This is a genomic window from Citrobacter portucalensis (genome assembly GCF_023374935.1).
GTDB lineage: Bacteria > Pseudomonadota > Gammaproteobacteria > Enterobacterales > Enterobacteriaceae > Citrobacter > Citrobacter portucalensis.
This window is the reverse complement of the sequence record NZ_CP092466.1, coordinates 1482196-1502578: the sequence shown is the minus strand read 5'-3', so window position 1 is coordinate 1502578 and position 20383 is coordinate 1482196. Positions and strand designations below refer to the sequence as shown.

General features: G+C 56.1%; 22 protein-coding genes. 2 read left to right on the top strand and 20 right to left on the bottom strand.

The window, feature by feature from the left end; translation table 11 throughout:
• Window positions 1-25 precede the first annotated feature (25 nt).
• Window positions 26-475, bottom strand: coding sequence for a DUF2919 domain-containing protein (locus LY264_RS07120; protein WP_008785415.1), 450 nt, complete (start codon window positions 473-475; stop codon window positions 26-28).
• The gene (locus LY264_RS07115; RefSeq protein WP_003038048.1) at window positions 462-887 is read right to left on the bottom strand and encodes a GNAT family acetyltransferase; all 426 of its coding nucleotides are present in this window, start codon (window positions 885-887) and stop codon (window positions 462-464) included. The genes LY264_RS07120 and LY264_RS07115 overlap by 14 nt, the downstream gene beginning before the upstream one ends.
• 212 nt (window positions 888-1099) lie before the next feature.
• On the opposite strand from LY264_RS07115, the gene amiA reads away from it, so the two are divergent.
• Complete coding sequence (gene amiA / locus LY264_RS07110) at window positions 1100-1969, top strand: N-acetylmuramoyl-L-alanine amidase AmiA (RefSeq protein ID WP_003038046.1); 870 nt, start codon at window positions 1100-1102, stop codon at window positions 1967-1969.
• A gap of 2 nt (window positions 1970-1971) precedes the next feature.
• Window positions 1972-2871 carry an oxygen-dependent coproporphyrinogen oxidase gene (hemF, locus tag LY264_RS07105; protein WP_048224960.1) on the top strand — a complete coding sequence of 300 codons (900 nt, stop codon included), beginning with the start codon at window positions 1972-1974 and terminating at the stop codon, window positions 2869-2871.
• A 95-nt stretch (window positions 2872-2966) separates the two neighbouring features.
• Here the strand turns inward: hemF and eutR are convergent, their stop codons facing one another.
• The 18 genes from eutR to maeB form a co-directional block, all read right to left on the bottom strand.
• Window positions 2967-4019: an HTH-type transcriptional regulator EutR gene (gene eutR / locus LY264_RS07100; protein WP_003835032.1), complete on the bottom strand. Its 1053-nt coding sequence runs from the start codon at window positions 4017-4019 to the stop codon at window positions 2967-2969.
• A gap of 48 nt (window positions 4020-4067) precedes the next feature.
• Window positions 4068-4598, bottom strand: a complete 531-nt coding sequence (gene eutK, locus LY264_RS07095; protein WP_048224963.1) for an ethanolamine utilization microcompartment protein EutK — start codon at window positions 4596-4598, stop codon at window positions 4068-4070.
• 11 nt (window positions 4599-4609) lie between these two features.
• On the bottom strand, window positions 4610-5269 hold the full coding sequence (gene eutL / locus LY264_RS07090) for an ethanolamine utilization microcompartment protein EutL (protein WP_003838537.1): 660 nt from the start codon (window positions 5267-5269) through the stop codon (window positions 4610-4612).
• A gap of 9 nt (window positions 5270-5278) precedes the next feature.
• Window positions 5279-6175, bottom strand: coding sequence for an ethanolamine ammonia-lyase subunit EutC (gene eutC / locus LY264_RS07085; protein ID WP_008785418.1), 897 nt, complete (start codon window positions 6173-6175; stop codon window positions 5279-5281).
• 20 nt (window positions 6176-6195) lie between these two features.
• Window positions 6196-7557: an ethanolamine ammonia-lyase subunit alpha gene (eutB, locus tag LY264_RS07080; protein WP_003038029.1), complete on the bottom strand. Its 1362-nt coding sequence runs from the start codon at window positions 7555-7557 to the stop codon at window positions 6196-6198.
• A gap of 11 nt (window positions 7558-7568) precedes the next feature.
• Entirely contained in the window at window positions 7569-8972 is a 1404-nt protein-coding gene (gene eutA, locus LY264_RS07075) for an ethanolamine ammonia-lyase reactivating factor EutA (RefSeq protein WP_048224964.1), read from the bottom strand.
• Window positions 8969-10201: an ethanolamine utilization protein EutH gene (eutH, locus tag LY264_RS07070; protein ID WP_003835043.1), complete on the bottom strand. Its 1233-nt coding sequence runs from the start codon at window positions 10199-10201 to the stop codon at window positions 8969-8971. Before eutH ends, eutA begins: the two co-directional genes overlap by 4 nt.
• 119 nt (window positions 10202-10320) lie before the next feature.
• Window positions 10321-11508, bottom strand: coding sequence for an ethanolamine utilization ethanol dehydrogenase EutG (eutG, locus tag LY264_RS07065; protein ID WP_008785420.1), 1188 nt, complete (start codon window positions 11506-11508; stop codon window positions 10321-10323).
• Window positions 11498-12337: an ethanolamine utilization protein EutJ gene (gene eutJ / locus LY264_RS07060; RefSeq protein WP_048224967.1), complete on the bottom strand. Its 840-nt coding sequence runs from the start codon at window positions 12335-12337 to the stop codon at window positions 11498-11500. Before eutJ ends, eutG begins: the two co-directional genes overlap by 11 nt.
• A gap of 12 nt (window positions 12338-12349) precedes the next feature.
• Window positions 12350-13753 (bottom strand): aldehyde dehydrogenase family protein, encoded by a 1404-nt coding sequence (locus tag LY264_RS07055; protein ID WP_003835050.1) that lies wholly within the window; start codon window positions 13751-13753, stop codon window positions 12350-12352.
• 11 nt (window positions 13754-13764) lie between these two features.
• Complete coding sequence (gene eutN / locus LY264_RS07050; RefSeq protein ID WP_003038011.1) at window positions 13765-14052, bottom strand: ethanolamine utilization microcompartment protein EutN; 288 nt, start codon at window positions 14050-14052, stop codon at window positions 13765-13767.
• Between the two features lie 114 nt (window positions 14053-14166).
• Window positions 14167-14460, bottom strand: coding sequence for an ethanolamine utilization microcompartment protein EutM (gene eutM, locus LY264_RS07045; RefSeq protein WP_003835054.1), 294 nt, complete (start codon window positions 14458-14460; stop codon window positions 14167-14169).
• A 41-nt stretch (window positions 14461-14501) separates the two neighbouring features.
• Window positions 14502-15518, bottom strand: a complete 1017-nt coding sequence (gene pta / locus LY264_RS07040) for a phosphate acetyltransferase (RefSeq protein ID WP_048224970.1) — start codon at window positions 15516-15518, stop codon at window positions 14502-14504.
• Window positions 15515-16318 carry an ethanolamine utilization cob(I)yrinic acid a,c-diamide adenosyltransferase EutT gene (gene eutT, locus LY264_RS07035; protein WP_003835057.1) on the bottom strand — a complete coding sequence of 268 codons (804 nt, stop codon included), beginning with the start codon at window positions 16316-16318 and terminating at the stop codon, window positions 15515-15517. The genes pta and eutT overlap by 4 nt, the downstream gene beginning before the upstream one ends.
• Window positions 16319-16327: 9 nt before the next feature.
• On the bottom strand, window positions 16328-17026 hold the full coding sequence (gene eutQ, locus LY264_RS07030) for an ethanolamine utilization acetate kinase EutQ (protein WP_032944171.1): 699 nt from the start codon (window positions 17024-17026) through the stop codon (window positions 16328-16330).
• Window positions 17004-17483 carry an ethanolamine utilization acetate kinase EutP gene (gene eutP, locus LY264_RS07025; RefSeq protein ID WP_003037998.1) on the bottom strand — a complete coding sequence of 160 codons (480 nt, stop codon included), beginning with the start codon at window positions 17481-17483 and terminating at the stop codon, window positions 17004-17006. The genes eutQ and eutP overlap by 23 nt, the downstream gene beginning before the upstream one ends.
• Before the next feature lie 12 nt (window positions 17484-17495).
• Window positions 17496-17831, bottom strand: coding sequence for an ethanolamine utilization microcompartment protein EutS (gene eutS / locus LY264_RS07020; protein WP_003037995.1), 336 nt, complete (start codon window positions 17829-17831; stop codon window positions 17496-17498).
• A 160-nt stretch (window positions 17832-17991) separates the two neighbouring features.
• Window positions 17992-20271, bottom strand: a complete 2280-nt coding sequence (maeB, locus tag LY264_RS07015) for an NADP-dependent oxaloacetate-decarboxylating malate dehydrogenase (protein WP_003835063.1) — start codon at window positions 20269-20271, stop codon at window positions 17992-17994.
• Window positions 20272-20383: the final 112 nt, after the last annotated feature.

The following is a 20383-nucleotide window of genomic DNA, read 5'->3' as shown; positions in this document are numbered from 1 at the left end:
AGTCCGGTTTCCCCAAAAAGTGCCGTTATTCTTTCTCAAGGGAAAAACAGGCGCGCAGACGTTGATTGGTTAACAGCCAGATCAGCGCGACAATATCCGCCACCAGCAGCGCCAGCCCGACGCCATTGAGAGGATCGCCTGCCAGCCACATCACCGGCTGCCAGCACAGCAGCACCAGTTGAGCGAGAATCAATAATCCGCGCAGCCAGCGCCAGAGCACCGGAAACGCAAAGCGTCGCCCACTGAGTAAAAACGCCAACACGGCGGGAACGCCGGGAAGCAACCCAAGCCAGAATGCGTCATGATCGGGATAAAACAGATTCAGCAAGGTGTTGCCCTGCTCACGGGAAGAACCGGCAATCACAAACAAAACCCAGGTGCGTGCCTGCAACAGCAGTACGCACCAGAAGAGAAAAGGCAGGCGCAGACGCCCATGACCGTCATAGTCGGCCGGATGAAACTCAGTACTCTTCATCTTCGATCAAACGCTTGCCCAGATTGAGTACATCCGCATGTTCATAGCCCAAACGTTCATACATGCCCTGTACGACGTCGTTATCGTCACGCACCATGATTTGAATCTTCGGACAACCGCGGGCAATGAGCTTTTTCTCCAGCCGGTTGAGCAGCGCATTGGCGATGCCGCGACCGCGAAACTCAGGATGCACGCCCAGGTAATAGGCGGAACCGCGATGCCCGTCGTATCCGCCCATCACCGTACCGACCACCTCACCGTTCACTTCAGCGACGAGGAACAAGCTGACGTCATGATTGACTTTACGTTCGATGTCCATTTCAGGGTCGTTCCATGGACGCAGCAAATCACAACGCTCCCAGAGGGTGATCACCTCTTCGAAATCTTCCTGGCGAAAAACGCGTATTTCCATGGTATTGGGTACCTTTTCAGGACGTTAAAAAGCGATTATGGCGCGAACGGCTGATTTAGCCAATATCTGACGCGAAGCGGCGGAAAAAATGGCATAATACGGAATTGTCACGTATTGAAATGAAAAGTAAAACAATTCTTATCTCGATCCGTCGCAACGGACTACGCGATACGATATAACGTTTAGAACCTTTTTTTTACAACTCAGGCCGTATGAGCACTTTTAAACCACTAAAAACACTCACATCGCGCCGCCAGGTGCTGAAAGCCGGGCTGGCCGCCCTGACGCTGTCAGGCATGTCACAAGCCATCGCTAAAGAAGAAGCGCTAAAGACCAGCAATGGACACAGCAAACCGAAAGCGAAAAAATCCGGTGCTAAGCGCGTTGTTGTCCTTGATCCGGGGCACGGAGGGATTGATACCGGCGCAATTGGTCGCAACGGGTCGAAAGAAAAGCACGTGGTACTGGCGATTGCCAAAAACGTGCGCTCGATCCTACGTAACCAGGGGATTGATGCACGCCTGACCCGCTCCGGCGATACGTTTATTCCGCTCTACGATCGCGTCGAGATCGCCCACAAACATGGTGCCGATCTGTTCATGTCGATCCACGCCGACGGTTTTACCAATCCGAGCGCTGCGGGCGCTTCGGTCTTTGCCTTATCCAATCGCGGCGCCAGTAGCGCCATGGCGAAATATCTGTCCGATCGTGAAAACCGGGCCGATGAAGTCGCCGGAAAGAAGGCCACTGACAAAGATCATTTGTTGCAGCAGGTGCTGTTCGATCTGGTGCAAACTGACACCATAAAAAACAGCCTGACGTTAGGCTCGCATATTCTTAAGAAGATCAAGCCGGTACACCGTCTGCACAGTCGCAGCACGGAACAGGCCGCCTTCGTGGTGCTAAAATCACCTTCGATTCCGTCGGTCCTGGTCGAAACCTCGTTCATCACCAACCCGGAAGAAGAACGATTGCTGGGTACGGCGGCGTTTCGTCAGAAAATCGCCACCGCTATCGCCAATGGCATCATCAGCTATTTCCACTGGTTTGATAACCAGAAAGCACACTCGAAGAAACGTTAACCATGAAGCCCGATGCACAGCGCGTAAAACAGTTCCTGCTCAGCCTGCAGGATGAAATTTGTCAGCAGTTATCCACCGTAGACGGCAGCGAATTTGTTGAGGATAACTGGCAACGCGAAGCGGGCGGCGGCGGGCGCAGTCGGGTGTTGCGTAACGGCGGTATTTTCGAGCAAGCAGGCGTTAACTTCTCCCACGTCCACGGCGATGCAATGCCGGCCTCGGCTACCGCGCATCGCCCGGAGCTTGCCGGGCGCAGTTTTGAAGCCATGGGCGTCTCGTTGGTGGTGCACCCGCAGAATCCCTACATTCCAACCAGTCATGCCAACGTACGGTTTTTTATCGCGGAAAAACCGGGGGCCGATCCCGTGTGGTGGTTTGGCGGCGGCTTTGACTTAACGCCCTACTACGGCTTTGATGAGGATGCGGTTCACTGGCATCGCACGGCGCGGGACCTGTGCCAGCCGTTTGGCGATGACGTTTATCCACGTTACAAAAAGTGGTGCGATGACTACTTCTTCCTCAAGCACCGCAACGAGCAGCGCGGCATTGGCGGGCTGTTTTTCGATGATTTGAATACCCCTGATTTCGACCACTGCTTCGCTTTTATGCAGGCGGTAGGTCAAGGATACACCGAGGCGTATCTGCCCATCGTCGAACGCCGCAAAATGATGAGCTGGGGCGAGCGCGAACGTAATTTCCAGCTTTATCGTCGTGGTCGCTATGTGGAATTTAATCTGGTGTGGGATCGCGGCACGTTGTTCGGTTTGCAAACCGGCGGGCGCACGGAATCGATTCTGATGTCGATGCCGCCGCTGGTACGCTGGGAGTATGACTGGCAGCCAGAAGCGAACAGCCCGGAAGCTGCCCTTAGCGAGTTTATTCAGGTCCGCGACTGGGTGTAATTGCCTGATGGCGCTACGCTTATCAGGCCTGCAACAACGGCAAACCCGTAGGCCGGATAAGACGCGTTAGCGTCGCATCCGGCACAATAATCTCATCATGCCCACTGGCGCATACGCTGATGCAGCGTCAACGACGGTTTCTCCGCAAACAGCTGCTGGTAGTCGGTGGCAAACTGCCCTAAATGCCAGAATCCCCACTGCATGGCGGCGTCTTTCACCGTCGCACTCTGTGACCATGGGCTTATCAACTCACGGCGCACGGCGTTCAGGCGAATACGTTTCAACCAGGCATTTGGGCCAATACCGAGGATCGCGTGAAAGGCGTTTTGCAACGTCCGGCGGCTAACGTGCAGCTGATTGCATAAGTCGAGCACGGTCAGCGGCTCTGACATATTTTCCAGCACATATTCGCGCGCACGTGACAGCAAGCGACGATAGCTCTGATGGCTGATGCTCTCCGCAGTCATAATCGGCTGCGCTTCTTCCAGCATGGTGCCCATCGCCAGCAGCAGGTTATCCCCCAACACTTTACGCACCGCGGGTTGGTGAAGGTTTTCAGGATTCTCACTAAACGTCGCCAGCGCCTGCTGCACAAAGCCCCATAGCGCGGCTTTGTGTTGTTCTTTAACTTCCAGCGCCGACTGATTGCGCAGCATATGCAACACCCTTTCCGGGTTATGCAGAAAGTTGGCCTGACGAGCTATGGCCTCTTCCGAAATGACGACACCCAAAATGGTGTAATCATCCGGCGTACTCAGTTCAAACTCCGTCCCGCCAGGGCGGGTGGCAATTTCAGCGCTACCCAAACACTGGGTACCAATAAATCCCTGCTCGCCGCGCGTGGCCGGAATGCCAAACCAAAATGAGTTTGGCCAGACAAGGCACGACTGACGCAGCGCCAGTCCGGTGTATTCACGGAACACCTGAATATCATCGAGCAGGATTTCCGTGAACTCGCCATGAAATTTTCCCGGATGCAGCTGGTCGTAGATCTGCTGCCAGGCGGTAATCGTCAGCGCGTGCTCATACACATCCGTTGTTCGCCGTTGGTGAACGTTGTCCACTTCCACTTTCGGCGTCAGTTTAACGTCTTCGGGTAATACTTCATGATAAAGATGGTGCAAGTTTGCAGTACGGTTCTTTTTCATGATCTTTTAAGCCGGAAGCTTCAACGAAGCCCCCGGCCCTCCGACAGGTTAATTTTTTAAGCGGTAGCGACTACTGCGTTTACGCAACGCTCCATCAGAAAAGAGCTGTTCCAGCGCATTTCTGGCTTCATCAAGTGACCAGCCAAAGTGGGCCGCCACTTCCCCTGCCGTCATTCCTTGACGGACCGATGCTAACAGCGTCAGAAGTTGGGCAGAGGATTCAGACGTCACTGTGGCGTCCTGTGTCTTCTCTGGTTTCACTTCTGTTTTCGCTTCTGGCTTCTGTTCAGGTTTCTTCGGCTGGCGTTTAAAACCGCCGATCAGCCACTGGGTGTCTTCGTCCGGCCGGCCTATTTCCTTACGGCTGATAACACGGCCCGTACGCGCTGCGGCTGCACTGCCAGCATCCAGCGCTGCGCGGCATGCCGCCAGATCGCCTTCCACCACCAGCGTCAGCCGACCAGGATCGAGCACTTCGTGGCTAAGCAGACGCACGTTCGCGGCTTTCAGCATGGCATCGGCCGCGTCCACGGCAGCCACCATGCCATCCACTTCCAGTAATCCCAGTGCATTGATCATCACTACCTCTCTTACGCGCGCTGGATTGGATTACGGGCAATATCCAGAACGGCATCGGCAAAGGCGTTACATGCGGCTTTACAAGCGGCCTGGCTACCGGTCAAAAACGCGGCTGAATAGTTAGTTTCTGACGGCGGTGGTACATAGGTCACCAGTTGTACATCGGCAGATTTCAGCGCGGCATCAATACCAAATGTCGCTTCCAGCGGCGGTGCTACCAGATACGCCATCGGATCGCCCAGTCGGCATCCCGCGGTTGCGGAGAGATACGAACCGGTACGCGAAACCACATGCGCCAGGAAGGCGGTATCTTCTGCGTCATTCGCCCACTGGAATGCCGCCCCGCTTTCAATATTGGCCACCATCGCGTCCAGACCCGCGCGAACTTCGGCCGGGTTTGGTCCACCGAGCATAATCAGCACTTCGCCCGATGTTGGAGAGGGACTGTGCGCCGCACCGGCATACAGCGAGCGGCCATAAACCACTTCGACCATTGCCTGTTTTGTCGCTTCGTCTGCGGCAATATACGCCACGTCATCAGAATCTGCTGTGATGAGTCCGAGGCTACGTATATGTGGCGGTAATTTAAGTTCGCGGGCAAAACCGTCATTTACCGAGGCAATCACACGCATTGCGGTGACTGAAGGTCTAATTAAATCTAATGCTGGCATGATGCCTCCTTAACGGGTCATATTGATGCCGGATGCTTTTTGCTCCAGCATGCGCTTGGCCAAATCCACAATCACCGCCGCCGCTTCAACCGGTGGCGTACCGCCCTGGTGAATGTTCGAGATACAGGTACGATCAGCCTCAACGGTGGTCGCCACACGCGGCGAATAGACGGCATAGCAAGAAAGACTTTCCGACTGGCCGAGGCCCGGACGTTCACCAACCAGCAGGATCACCGCTTTTGCACCCAGCAGTTCGCCGATCTGATCTTCGATTTTCACGCGCCCATAGCGAACAAAGAACGGCGTCCCGACCTTCAATCCGGCCTGTTTTAAGCCCGACAACAGCGGCGGCAGGATCTCTTCATAGTTAGCGGTAATCGCGTCGGTAGACAGGCCATCAGAAATAATCACCTGCACATCCGGATTCATTACACACTGTGATTTCAGTGCTTCAATAGCTTCCGCACTCAGACGACGCCCCATATCCGGACGCGTCAGATACAGGTTTTTGTCGCTGATTTCCGAGCGCACTTCCAGCAGCCCCTGGGCTTTTACCCACTCTTCCGGCACTTCTTTCAATACCGTATCTTTCGAACGCGAGTGGTCAGCCAGGAAACGCAGCAGCGCCTGGGTACGCGGACGAGGACCGGCACGACCAGTACATACACGCGCAGCGGTGCTACGGCGAAGTTCAGTCAACACCTCTGCACGGTGCGGATTCTCAACGCCTATCCACGCTTTAGCTTCGGCTGAGCCTAAGTCCATCGCACAGCTTTCACCAGTCGGCGCGGCGCACTGCGTAGTGCTGCATTTTGCTGGTGCTGACGGTTCTTGAGCCTGCGGTTGAGACTCACCCATTGACGCCATTACGCTGCGTACAATTTCTTCAATCTGTTTTTGATCCATCGTGTGTCATCCCCGCGTCATCAGAAGAACAGTGACGGATCGCCCGCCCGTTTGGTCAGGCGACCGTTTGCCATAATGCCCATGGTTTCCAGCCAGCGTTCAAACTCCGGCGACGGACGCAGGTTCAGCAGCTGACGCACGGTCGCGGTGTCATGGAAGGCGGTGGTCTGATAGTTGAGCATGATGTCGTCACCGAGCGGCATGCCCATGATGTAGTTGCAGCCAGCGGTGGCGAGCAGAATCATCAGGTTTTCGTTAAGGTTCTGGTCAGCATCAGCATGGTTGGTGTAGCAGCAGTCGCAGCCCATCGAGATGCCGCTCAGCTTGCCCATAAAGTGATCTTCCAGACCCGCGCGAATAATCTGACGGTCGTTGTAGAGATACTCTGGCCCGATAAAGCCCACCACGGTGTTCACCAGGAACGGATCGTAGTGGCGTGCCAGTCCGTAGTTACGCGCTTCCATCGTCACCTGATCGGCGCCGAAGTTCGCGCCCGCGGAAAGCGCAGACCCTTGCCCGGTTTCGAAGTACAGGCAGTTTTCCCCGGCGATACGGTTGAACTCAGCGCCCACTGCACGCGCTTCATCCAGCATGGCCAGCTCAACGCCAAACTCTTTTAAGCCTTTTTCGCTACCGCAGATACTCTGGAAAATCAGCCCGCCCGGCGCACCGCGACGAATCGCTTCGATCTGGGTAGTCACGTGTGCCAGTACGCAGCCCTGGGTCGGGATGTTGAATTTGTCGATAACGCCGTACACGGTATCCAGTACGCGGCTTAAGTTTTCCACGTCATCCGTTACCGGGTTAACACCAATCACCGCATCGCCCGCCCCGAAGGACAGCCCTTCGTAGATTTGTGCGGCAATACTCTGCACGTCATCACGGGTGTCGTTCGGCTGCAAACGGCAGCTGAAGGTGCCCGGCAGACCGATGGTGGTATTGGCCTTTTTGATCACCGGCATTTTCTTACCGCCGTAGATCAGGTCCGCGTTAGAGCAGATTTTTGCTACCGCAGCGACCACTTCCGACGTTAACCCTTTGCGCGTAAACGCAATGTCATCAACAGAGGTTTCATCGCTCAGCACGTACTCGCGCAGCTCGCTGATACTCCAGTTTTTGATACGGTTATAGGCCGTCTCGTTGACGTCATCCTGAATCAGACGAGTAACACAGTCCTCTTCATAGGAAATCACCGGGTTATTGCGGATATCCGCCACCGTCATTTCCGACAGTACCTGCTTGGCCGCCACGCGCTCCTGCGAACTGGTTGCAGCCACTCCTGCCAGCACATCCCCCGAACGCAGTTCGTTGGCTTTTGCCAGCACCTCTTTAACATCCTTAAACTGATAAACATTGCCGAACAATGTGGTCTTTAGTTTCATAAGTCGTTCCCTCAGGAAGGAAATGCGAGTGATTTCACCGTCACCGGCACAACCGATCCGCCAAAAAGAGGCGTACCAATGTCGATATAGTCCCCCGCCCGGACAACCACCTCATCGATGACTGCCAGCGGGTGTTGCTGTAACTGTGGGCGTAACAGCATGCCCAGGGCCTTACCAAAATCCTGCTCGGCTACCACCAGCAGGGGATGCGGATTCGGATAGCGCGCGACAAAAGCCAGCAGCGCATCAATCACCGTTAATAGCGCGGCGTAGCGCACCGGCAGCGAACTGGGCAGCGCCAGCACGTAGGCGTCCGTTTGCGGGTCCAGATCGAGCTGCATTAGCGCCTGTTGCCAGGCGGCCACCAAATCAGCCTCATCAACCGGAATCGCCACCGGCAGATTGCGCAGCGGAAGCGCCACACCTTCCAGCCAGATGGTGCTGCCCGAAAGCGACAGCGTATGCGCACCGGCGCCAATCACCGTGGCGCGCACGGTTTGCGCCGGGAACTGCACGTTCATCTCACGCAGGCGCGGATGTTCATGCAGCGCCGTCGCTAACAGCGGGCCAATGTCGGAAAAACAGAACGGATCGGCTGGTTGGTTGCGGTAGCACTCGCCCACCCCGCCGGACAACGTAATCACTTCCGGTTTCACGCCCGCCGGTAACAGGCCGGTTTGCATCAGCGCCTGCGCCAGAGGTGATAACGTACCGTCAATCACCTCCACAATCAGCGCCGCCATCCGTCGGGCTACCTGAACAAGCTGCGCCGCATTGAGGGTTCGGGCGTCGGTGCCCGGACCAAATACGTCATCAACAATCATCTGCCCCGGCTGATGCGCATGTACTACTCGCCCCTGACCGTCCGTTTCCAGCAGTCGCCCGCCGACGTTGAGGCAAGCCGAACCGCTGACCTTTCCAGCATCAAACAGAACGTAGTTCGACGTACCGCCACCGATGTCGATATTCAGTACGCGGCACAACTTCTGCTCGGACAGGGTTTGTGCCCCCGCACCGTGACCGGCAATCACCGATTCCAGATGCGGACCGGCGCTGGCCACAACAAAATCCCCCAGCGACTGAGAGAGCGTCATCACCGCCGGACGCGCATTACGGGTTTTGGCACTTTCTCCGGTGATGATGATCGCGCCGGAATCGACAGTCTCAGGTGCAATACCCGCCGCCTGATACTGGGCGAGGATCAGCGCCCTAAGTTCGGCCTCTTTCAACCCGCCCTGCTTATCAACGGGGGTAAAGAACACCGGGCTTTGCCAGCTAATTTCGCGTTTGATGAATTCGTAGCGCGGCACCTGCGACACTGCCGCACGGTTGACTAACTCAAGGCGCGAGAAAATCACCTGAGTGGTAGTGGTGCCGATATCGATACCGACGCTCAGTAGCTGGCGAGTATTCACGATTGCGCCTCCGGGTTGGTTTCTACTTCTGCTGGCACATCTTCATCTTTCGGTACCAACAGCATAGCCACACCAATCGCCGTCACGCCGCCAATCAACTTGCCGACAATCATCGGGAAGATCATCGCGTTCATGTTGGCAGCGGCGAAGCCTAAGTGGTCACCCAGTGCAAAGGCCGCGGAGACCGCAAAGGCGCAGTTGATCACTTTGCCGCGGGTATCCATATTCTTCATCATGCCGAACATTGGGATGTTGTTCGCCAGCGTCGCAACCATACCGGCAGCCGCAATATTATTGATTTTTAACAGGTTACCGACGCTCATCAGCGGTTTTTCAAACCAGCGGGTCAGCAGCAGTACCATTGGGTACGCACCGAGCAGTACGCAGGAAATAGAACCGATAACTTCGATGGCGCGCATCACTTCACCCGGCTTGTCACCCGGAGCCATGAAGATAGGATCAAGACCTGGGATCAGCTCCCAGCCGAGCAGGAATTTGACCACCGCTGCTGCCAGGCCGATGGTGATCAGCGCTACCAGGAATTTCGCGAAGATCTGGAAACCGTTGATCATTTTTTCCGGGATGAATTTCAGTCCCAGCGCCACCAGCACAGCCACGATCAGCACCGGGATCATATTCATCAGGATCAGCGCGAAGGTGAATTCCACCGGCTGTCCGTTGATTTCGACGCCGGAGTACATCGCAATCAAACCGCCCGCAATACAACCAATTGGAATGGTGACAATACCCGCCAGCACGCCCAGCGCCAGATAACGACGGTCAGACGGTTCAATAATCCCCAGCGCAACCGGAATAGAGAACACCAGCGTCGGCCCCATCATCGCCCCGAGGATCAGGCCAGAGTACAGCCACGCCGCAACGTCGCCGCCCGCCAGCTCTTTCGCCAGGAAGAAGCCGCCCATATCGCACGCCAGCAGCGTTCCGGCAAACATCGACGGGTTCGCGCCCAGCATTTCATACAGCGGAATAATCACCGGCCCGAGCACATGCGCCAGAACCGGTGCCAGCGCGGTCATACCGACCATCGCCAGACCCAGCGCGCCCATCGCCATAAAACCTTCTTCAAACTGGCCGCCCGATCCCTCAATACTCTTACCGAACTTACCGAGGAAGCGTGCCGAACCGCCGAACTGAGACAGGATCCTGTCCACGGCGGCAATCAGCATAAAGAACATCATGATGTACATGATGATTTCGTTAATTCCCATAGCCCCTACTCCCTGTCATTTGTGATTTGTAGGCCGGATAAGACGTTTACGTCGCCTCCGGCATTAACGCCGTGTTATTGCCGGATGGCGGTGCGAGCACCTTATCCGGCCTACAGGCATTACCCGGCAGCCGCGTACAGGTCGATGATCTGTGCCTGCGTGGCGGTCCGTGGGTTACTGCGAATACAAATATCCTCCAGCGCGGCGTGAGCCCATGCGCTGTACTGCTCGGGCTTTGCCCCAACGTCAGAGAGTCGTTTGGTCTGGCCCACTTCGCTAATCAACTCGCTGACCGCGTTGATAGCATCACGATCGTCCGATTTCTTGTTGGTTAACGCGCGTCCGATATGGCTAAAGCGCTCACGACACACCATGCGGTTGAACCCCATTACCGTGGGAAGCAGCATGGCGTTAGCCTGTCCGTGTGGAATGTGCAACGTCGCCCCCGGCTGGTGCGCCATCGCATGGCATAGGCCAAGCCCAGCGCTGGAAAACGCCATCCCGGCCATACAGGAAGCCAGCAGCATGCTTTCGCGCGCCGCCAGATCCTGACCGTAGCCGACGGCCTTCGGCAGCGATTTACCGATCATCGCTATCGCGCCAATCGCCAGGCTGTCGGTAAACGGCGTCGCGTTCAGGGCGCTATACGCTTCAACGGCATGAGTCAGCGCATCGATCCCGGTCATCGCCGTGACGTGCGCAGGCACGCCTTCCGTCAATGCGGCGTCAAGGATCGCCACATCCGGCATCAGGGTCGCGTGGGCCAGCACTTTTTTGAGTCCGGTCGCGGCGTCGATAATCACCGTGACGTTCGTGGTTTCTGAGCCCGTTCCGGCGGTAGTCGGTACGGCAATCAGCGGCAGACGCGGGCGTAACACGCTACGCTCGTCCATGTCAGCCAGCGTCTGGGTAGGATTGGTCACCAGCAACGCCACTGCCTTGGCGGCATCCAGCACGGAACCGCCGCCGAAAGCCACGACACCGTCGCACTTCGATTCACGCAGTTGCGCGACTGCGGCGCAGACGTCCGTAATGCACGGTTCGCCCACCGGGCACGGCCACAGCGTCATCGCCACGCCTTTCATCGCCAGACTGCGTTCCAGCGCAGCGGTCATCCCAGCCTGATGCAGAAAGCTGTCTACCATGACGAACATGTGCGTCAGTCCGCGCGTTTGTGCTTCCTGACCGCAGGTACTGAGCGCTCCCAATCCGCAAAGGGTGACCGGTGGAACGCTAAACGTTTTAACGCGTTGCAGATTCAGGGTATCGAATGCCTGAAAGAGCGCGGTCTGCAATTCAGCTTGCATAGATTCCTTCCGCTTTTTCTTTTCCGCTGTTTGCAATCGCCAGCGGAGTCATAAACAGGCTGTGCTGGGGTAAATGCACCTGCAGTTCCGGGAAACGCTTACGGAACAGTTCATCAACGCCTGGCTGCATACAGGAGCCACCCGCCAGCCACAAATCAGCGACACCCTGTCCGGCAATATGGCGCGCCACGATTTCCGCCATCTTTTCGTAGACAGGCTTCACCACCGGCCAGATTTCTTTGCCATTACTGCGCTTGTACTGCTCGGCTTCTTCCAACTGGATACGACGGTTCCCGGCCAGCGTCAGAGAGATATGGTGCCCGCCGGTCGCTTCATCAGCGGAGTAAGTCACTTTGCCCTGTTTAACAATCGCAATCCCGGTAGTGCCACCACCAATATCCACCACGCCGGCGTTATCAAGCTGCAACAGATCCGCCACCGCGGTTGGTTCGTCGAGGACATGGCTCACTTCAAGCCCGGCAGACTCCAGCACGTTAATAGAGATGCGTGGGTCAGTTCCCGGTGGAAACGAGGTTGCCGCATGGGTAAAACGGCAACCCAGTTGTTGTTCGAGCGTATCGAGATGGCGACGAACGATGGTCACCGCACCAAAGAAATCCCAGACGATGCCATCGCGCACGACATCGGCCCAGTCCAGGCAAACCGCGACCGGCTGTCCGTCACTGTCCACAACCATCGACACCACATCACACGTTCCCAAATCAATGCCCAACCACAGCGGTGAATCGCTCTTTACAGGCGTCTGGTTACATAGCGTTGCCGCTTTTAGCAGTCTGGGTGTCAACCAACGTTGTTCGTCGTACGCCATCTCATTTACTCCTTATACAATTCTGAAGGCGTCTACCAACACACAGCGACGCAGACGCACAAACGTACGCGCACTGGTCACCCCTTCCCCGGTTGGTGTGGTAATGGTCATCGTGGTCCAGCCTTCACCGCCCAGTCCAAGACCGGCAATGCACGGTCCGTTCTTAACGAAGATGCTGGTATCAATGGCGTTTGCCATACGGTTCATATTTTCAATATTGCGTGAGTGCATCGCCGCCGTATGGTGGCAGCCGCCTTCCAGCTTGACCGCCAGTTCAATGGCTTCATCGACGTTAGCAACCCGCACGACCGGCAGCACCGGCATCATCAGTTCGGTAACGGCAAACGGATGCGTCGCGGAGGTTTCGACGAATAACAGACGGGTTTGCTCCGGTACGTTCAGACCAATCGCCGCAGCGATTTTTCCGGCATCGCGCCCGACCCAGTCACGACTGACTGTGCCTTTACCGCGCTCATCGATATTTTTCAGCAGCACCGGCTGCAGCTGTTCGGCCTGAGCCGCGGTCAGTTTCACCGCATGCTGGCTTTCCATCAGACGCATCAGTTCATCAGCGACGCTATCGACCACGATCAGCACTTTTTCGTCGGCGCAGATGATGTTGTTGTCAAACGATGCACCTTTGACTATCGACTGCGCCGCACGTGCCAGGTCAGCCGTTTCATCAACCACCACTGGCGGATTACCCGCACCAGCGGCAATCAGACGTTTGTTGGTGTGCTTACGCGCGGCGTCTACTACGGCTTCACCACCGGTCACCACCAGCAGGCCGATACCTGGGTACTTGAACAGACGCTGGGCAGTCTCGATATCCGGGTTGGCAACGGTGACCAGCAGGTTTGCCGGACCGCCTGCGGCAACCACCGCCTGGTTAAGCAGAGTGATAGCGCGCTGAGAGACTTTTTTCGCCGCCGGATGCGGTGCGAAGACCACGCTGTTACCAGCGGCAATCAGGCTGATGGCGTTGTTAATGACGGTCGCGGCCGGGTTGGTGGATGGGGTTACCGAGGCCACCACGCCCCACGGTGCGTTTTCAATCAGCGTCAGACCGTTATCGCCGGTCAGAACCTGTGGAGACAGGCATTCCACACCCGGCGTGCCGCGCGCCTGCGCCACGTTTTTGGCAAATTTATCTTCGACGCGTCCCATGCCGGTTTCAGTGACGGCAAGTTCCGCTAATTCTCTGGCGTGCTTTTCGCCCGCCTCACGTAGAGCCGTGATAGCCAGTTGGCGCATAGCGACGCTTTTCAACCCCTGCTGGGCCAGTTTTGCTGCCGCCACTGCGTCATCCAGGGAGGCAAAAACGCCCATTTCTTGAACGGCACTGACGGGTTGGCTGCTGTCTTTCATTTTCAGCAGTACCGCTTTCACGACCTGTTCAATATCCTGTTGATTCATGATTTTCTGCCTTATTTATGGAAGATCACCTGACCACCTGCCACCACTTCATCGACAATGCCAATCACGCACAGATCGACAGGCGATGATTCATTCCGGTGCGCCTGACGGGCGGAGCTTCCGCTGACCAGCAGCACCCACTCTCCGGTTCCCGCCCCGATGCTGTCGATAGCAACAGCACATTGCCCGTCGGGATTTCCCTGGGCGTCAATCATTTCCACCATCAGCAACTTGTCGTGCGCGAGCCCCTGATGGCGTACGGTACAAACAATTTGTCCTGTAACGATTGCCAGTTTCATACGCGCCTCCGTGGCATATTTCAGGTAAAACCTCCCCCTACCCTCCGCAGAAGGTAATGTGAAAAGGAGAGAGGGTGACGCCAGCAATGAAGTCTGTGGCGTCACATGGACGACTTACATGTCGTTGCTGTCGCCTTTAAAGCTGATCGGGAACACTTCTTCCAGATCGCCGTGCGGACGTGGGATCACGTGTACTGAAACCAGCTCGCCAATACGCTGTGCTGCCGCAGCACCTGCGTCCGTTGCAGCTTTACATGCCGCTACATCGCCACGGACCATGGCAGTGACCAGACCGCCACCGATCTGCTTCACGCCAACCAGTTTCACGCGTGCCGCTTTAACCATTGCGTCAGAAGCCTCAATCAGTGCAACCAGGCCCCGGGTTTCAATCATTCCTAATGCTTCCATTATGCTTTCCTCTTAAGTCAAAGGGGGTCCAGAACGGGACCTTATACAACCAGTGTGTGCGAGGCGTTTTCACGACTCATGTCAGTCTGGCGCGGCACTGCTGCCACCAACGCCAGTTCGATAATTTCCTGTACGCTACAGCCACGGGAGAGATCATGAAGCGGTGCGGCAAGCCCTTGAATCAACGGACCTACTGCGCGATACCCTCCCAGACGCTGAGCGATTTTGTAGCCAATATTGCCTGCCTCCAGCGATGGGAAGACCATCACATTGGCATTGCCCTTTAACGGACTGGCGGGCGCTTTTTGCGCTGCGACATCCGGAACAAAGGCGGCATCAAATTGCAGTTCTCCGTCCACGGTAAGCTGCGGGGCACGCTCACGAACGATCTCGGTCGCCTGCTGCACGTTAGCGACGTTAGGATGGCGAGCACTGCCATTACTTGAAAACGACAGCATAGCCACGCGCGGCTCTTCACCAGTGATCGCCTGCCATGTCTGCGCGCTGGCAATCGCAATATCCGCAAGCTGTGCGGCGGTGGGCTGCGGCACGACGCTGCAATCGGCAAAACCTAATGACGGACCAAGGTACTGCGGCAGCATCAGGAAAATTGACGACAGCGTTTTACAGCCAGGCTGTAGCCCGATAATGCGTAATCCGGCACGCAGCACGTTCGCTGTTGATGAGAGATTGCCCGCAATACAGACGTCAGCTTTACCCGCGCTAACCATTGCAGCGGCGAACATCAGCGGATCGTTGAGTTTTTCCAGCGCATCCGCAGGCGTTTTATCTCCCGCGCGGGCCAGCCAGCGCAGCGCAAACTCTTCGCGCATTGGCTGATTGCTTTGCGGATCGATAACCTGAATACCATCCATTGCCACCCGGTGACTGAGGGCAAACTGGCGCAGCGCAAACGGACTGGCAACGAGAATGGGATGTGCCAGACCGTGCTGGTGCAGGTAATTCGCCGCCTTCAACACCCGGACATCCAGCGCATCCGGGAACACCACCCGTGCCGGTGAGCGTTGGGCGAGTTGACGAGCACGTTCAATGATCATTGCTTCTCCCCCAGTCGCTGTTGAATTTGGTTAACCGTCAGCGGATGCTTCGCAACGCTCAGAATCATCATCACGTAGACCGTACTGGAAAGGCGGTTGAGCGCCTGCATAATGTCCGGTCGCATAACCTCAAAACTGCGAGTGATGAACACCTGGGCCGCCACCGTCTCCGTTTCACGGACTTTGGTACGCAGCAGATTAAGCAGCGCGCAATCACGTCCGTGGCTGGCTTCAGGCACCAGATGGTCGTGGTCCAGATAGCGCAGCGGTTGATGCGAAAGACGGTGTAAATCTTCGTCACTTAAACCCACGACAGCTTGTGCTGCCAGCGGCTCATCCATGGCGTCAGCGCGCATAATATTGCCCAGGCGCGAGCGGATATCCGCCAGCCACGGCTGCCACGGTTCTGCCATCTCAATCTGCAACCACACAGCCAGGGCGATGGTGCTGTCCAGCGCGGCGCGAAATCCCAGGCGCGGATCGCTTTTGGCGACCATCTTGTCCGCCGTCAGATGCGTCAGGGTGTCCGGTTTCTTCGCCACCGGTTGATGGCACAGTTCGCAGCTGGCCTGTGGATGCGTATCGCTGCTGGTTAACCCATGCACCGGCTGCGGCTGCTGTTCTTCGTCATCAATAAACAGGCTGCCCTGCTCGTCGATAAACTTAATACGCAGATGTCGGCTTTCCAGTAATTCCCGGGCAGACGGCGTCAGGCGAGCGTCAGCGGGGAGATGAATTTCAGCCCCTTCGCTGAGCGTATGATTCGCTCTGAGCCACGCTTCGGTAATGAAATCCTTCATACATCCGCCTTAGCAGGACTGCCAGTTCGCAGGCCAGGCCACATACAGAAACTTCACCGTTGATGGCGTACCAAATTCGATGCTGGAGCCTTTCGGGATAAACATTACGTCCCCGGCTTTTGCAATCATGGTTTCGCCTTCGTGGCGAACGTGCAGCTCGCCTTCCAGAATCATGTCGATTTCGTCGTAGTTCAGCGTCCATGGGAAAAAGGCGTTATCCCACTGCATAAACCCGGCGGCCATGCTGCTACCGTCCTGGTCGGTCACCAGATCGGTTAAGCCCACGCAGTGTGGCTGCGCGCCGTCAAAACGACCAAACTTCACGCTGCTGCCGTCGATGACTTTGACGCCGCCTTTGCCGGTTACCGAGTTAAAGCTCGGCTGCATTCCGCCCTGCTCCAGCGACTGCTTCTCCTTCATAACTTTGTCCATCAGCTGGGCGACCAGGCTTTCGGTAAACTGCCCTTCCGGTAACTGCGCAATGATGGTTTCGCGAATGCGCTGGCTTTCCGTTTTGCCATCATCAACCGCCGCCGGTACAGCAGCAGTTGGCGCGGATTCATCGCATTCACTGATGGTAACGCCCAGCAGCTCCGCAACTTCGCGCGCCTCCGGGGTAATGATGCTGGCGCGCAGAACAACCGACATTTCCTGTTCGCCGCGTGCGTGGGCCGCACGAATATCGTTAGCTGTGATGAGTTTTTTCACCTGCCCTTTCCTCCTTTTGGCTGAGCTCAGTCAGATAATCCACCAGGTGCTGCACGCTGCGCGGGTCATGGCTATTGAGCTCAAAAATCGGCTCCTGAAACCCCATCCCGCGAAGTAGTTGTCGCGTTGCGGCGACGTCGGCATCCGGCATGTCCGTTTTACTGATAACGGCGATTTGTCGTTTACTGGCGCCGATATCCAACAGCCCGGCAGGTAAGCGACTTTCTTTATCATTTGCCGCGTGTATATAAATCAACGTATCGACATCCTGCAGCGTGGTAATTAAGGCGTGATACCAGCGCGGATGGCTAAAATATTCCCCTGGCGTATCGATATCGCCATTTTCATTAAACTCCACGGCCTGTGTTTTTCTGGCGAGGGAATAATTCCCCTGTAGCGCATTAAAGAGCGTTGTTTTCCCCGCCCCCACCGTACCGACAAATGCAATACGTTTCATCGCCGCCTCTGATTAACTTTTTGTCAGGTTGCACAAAGTGAAATTTAATAATCGACCCAGACCGCTTACCGTCTGTAATAACGCTTCTTCTACTGCGCCTACCGAACCGTAGATCACCAGTGCGCCGCTGAATCTATCGAGAAAACCGATATGTACATCCGCCGCCTTCATGGCTAAGTCACCGGCAATCATCGCGGTTTCGCCTGGCGTCAGCGTCATGATGCCGATAGCGCCCGCTTCGGGAACGCCGATCTTTTTCGCTAATTCCTCGCCGGGGTGCGCAATGAGATGCGCCAGCGTGACCTGTTTCCCCGGCACAAATTCCTGAATAATGCGTTCTTTTTCCATTGCTCACCGCCTCCGCTAAAACTGCCCTCATCGTGGCAATTTTTCGTCAGAGTAAATAACAAAATTCGGCAACCAGGTTTAAAAGGTGAAGTAGATCACTAAGAAAGGGAAAATAAAAAGGCGCGGGAGAAACCCGCGCCGGAAATAAATTAAAGTGAAATTACAGCGGCTGCGTTTGGGCTTCTACAACCGCCAGCGCCACCATATTAACGATACGACGAACAGAGGCGATCGGCGTTAATACGTGAACCGGTTTCGCAACCCCCATCAGCACTGGGCCAACCGTAACGCCTTCAGAACTGGAAACGCGTAGTAAGTTGTAACTAATACGGGCCGCTTCCATATTTGGCATCACCAGAATATTCGCTGAGCCTTTCAACGGACTGTCCGGCATGCGGTCATTACGGATGCTTTCCACCAGCGCGGCGTCGCCGTGCATTTCGCCGTCAATCATCAACTCTGGCGCGCGCGCCTTAATCAGCTCCAGCGCGTCGCGCATTTTGCTGGCCGACGGACAGTTAGAGGAACCAAAGTTGGAGTGCGACAGCAACGCCACCTTCGGTTCGATACCAAAGCGACGCACGGTCTCTGCCGCCATCACGGCGATTTCCGCCAGTTGCTCAGGCGTAGGATCGTCGTTGACGTAGGTATCGGCGATAAAGGTGTTACCGCTTGGCAGCAGCAAGGCGTTCATCGCCCCGGCAGTATGCACGCCGTCGCGATGGCCAAATACCTCTTTTACCACACTGAAGTGCTCATGATAGTCGCCAATCGTACCGCAGATCATCGCATCCGCTTCGCCGCGCTGTACCATGATTGCGCCAATCACCGTAGTGTTGGCAATCACCGCACGCTGCGCCTGCTCCTGGGTAATCCCACGACGCTTCATAATCTGGTAGTACTCGCTCCAGTACTCTTTAAAGCGCGGATCGGACTCATTGTTGACGATTTCAAAATCGACGCCCGCTTTGATCTGCAGACCCAGTTTCTGGATACGCATTTCAATAACGCTTGGACGACCGATCAGGATCGGTTTTGCCAGCCCTAACGTGATCAGCTCCTGGGTAGCGTGCAGTACGCGCGCTTCTTCCCCTTCGGTCAGCACCACGCGCTTCGGCGCTTTGCGTGCCAGGGAGAAAATCGGCTTCATGAACAGGTTGGTTTTGTAGACGAATTCAGTCAGCTTATCGATGTAAGCGTCAAAGTCGGCAATCGGACGCGTTGCCACGCCGGAGTCCATCGCCGCTTTCGCCACCGCGGGGGCGATTTTGACGATCAGACGCGGGTCGAACGGTTTCGGAATGATGTATTCCGGGCCGAAGCTCAGGTCCTGATCGCCATAAGCAGATGCCACCACTTCACTCTGCTCAGCATGCGCCAGCTCAGCAATCGCGTGCACCGCCGCCAGTTTCATCTCTTCGTTGATGGCCGTCGCACCAACGTCCAGCGCACCGCGGAAGATGAACGGGAAGCACAGGACGTTGTTAACCTGGTTCGGGTAGTCTGAACGACCGGTACAGATGATGGCGTCGGAACGCACCTCTTTTGCCAGCGGCGGCAGGATTTCCGGCTCCGGGTTGGCGAGTGCCAGAATCATTGGCGCACGCGCCATCTTCTTAACCATTTCCTGCGTCAGCACTTTCGGGCCCGAGCAGCCGAGGAAAATATCTGCGCCGTCAATGACATCATCCAGCGTACGCTTACCGTCATCCACCACCGCGTAAGCCGCTTTGGTTTCCGCCATGTTCGGTTCGCGGTCTTTGTAAATCACGCCTTTGGAGTCGCAGACCACAATATTGTGTTTCTGCATCCCCAGCGCCACCAGCAGGTTCATACAGGCAATCGCCGCCGCACCTGCGCCGGACACCACCATGCGTACGTCAGAGATGTTCTTCTCCACCACCCGCAGACCGTTCAGAATAGCGGCTGTACTAATGATTGCCGTACCGTGCTGATCATCGTGGAAGACCGGAATATTCATGCGCTCGCGCAGTTTTTGCTCAATGTAGAAGCACTCCGGCGCTTTAATATCTTCGAGGTTGATACCGCCAAACGTGGGCTCCAGGGCCGCAACCACATTGATAAACTTATCCGGATCGAGTTCATCGACTTCAATGTCGAACACGTCGATCCCGGCGAATTTCTTAAACAGAACGCCTTTACCTTCCATCACCGGTTTGCCGGCTAACGCGCCAATGTTACCGAGACCCAGCACCGCTGTGCCGTTGGAAATAACCGCAACCAGGTTGCCGCGCGCGGTGTATTTGTAGGCTGCCAGCGGATCCTTTTCAATTTCAAGACACGGTGCAGCCACGCCCGGCGAGTAGGCCAGCGCCAGGTCGCGCTGCGTTGCCAGAGGCTTGGTCGGAGAAACCTGGATTTTACCGGGTACCGGAAATTCGTGGAAATCGAGGGCGCTTTGTTTTAACTGGTCATCCATCTTGTTGTTCCTTTCACGTATCTATCAAAAAAGTGGCGCGGGTAACCATTCTACTGAGCCGCACATTATCACCTCAGTCAACGGTACAAACTTTGAAGGTCCCCAAACTCTC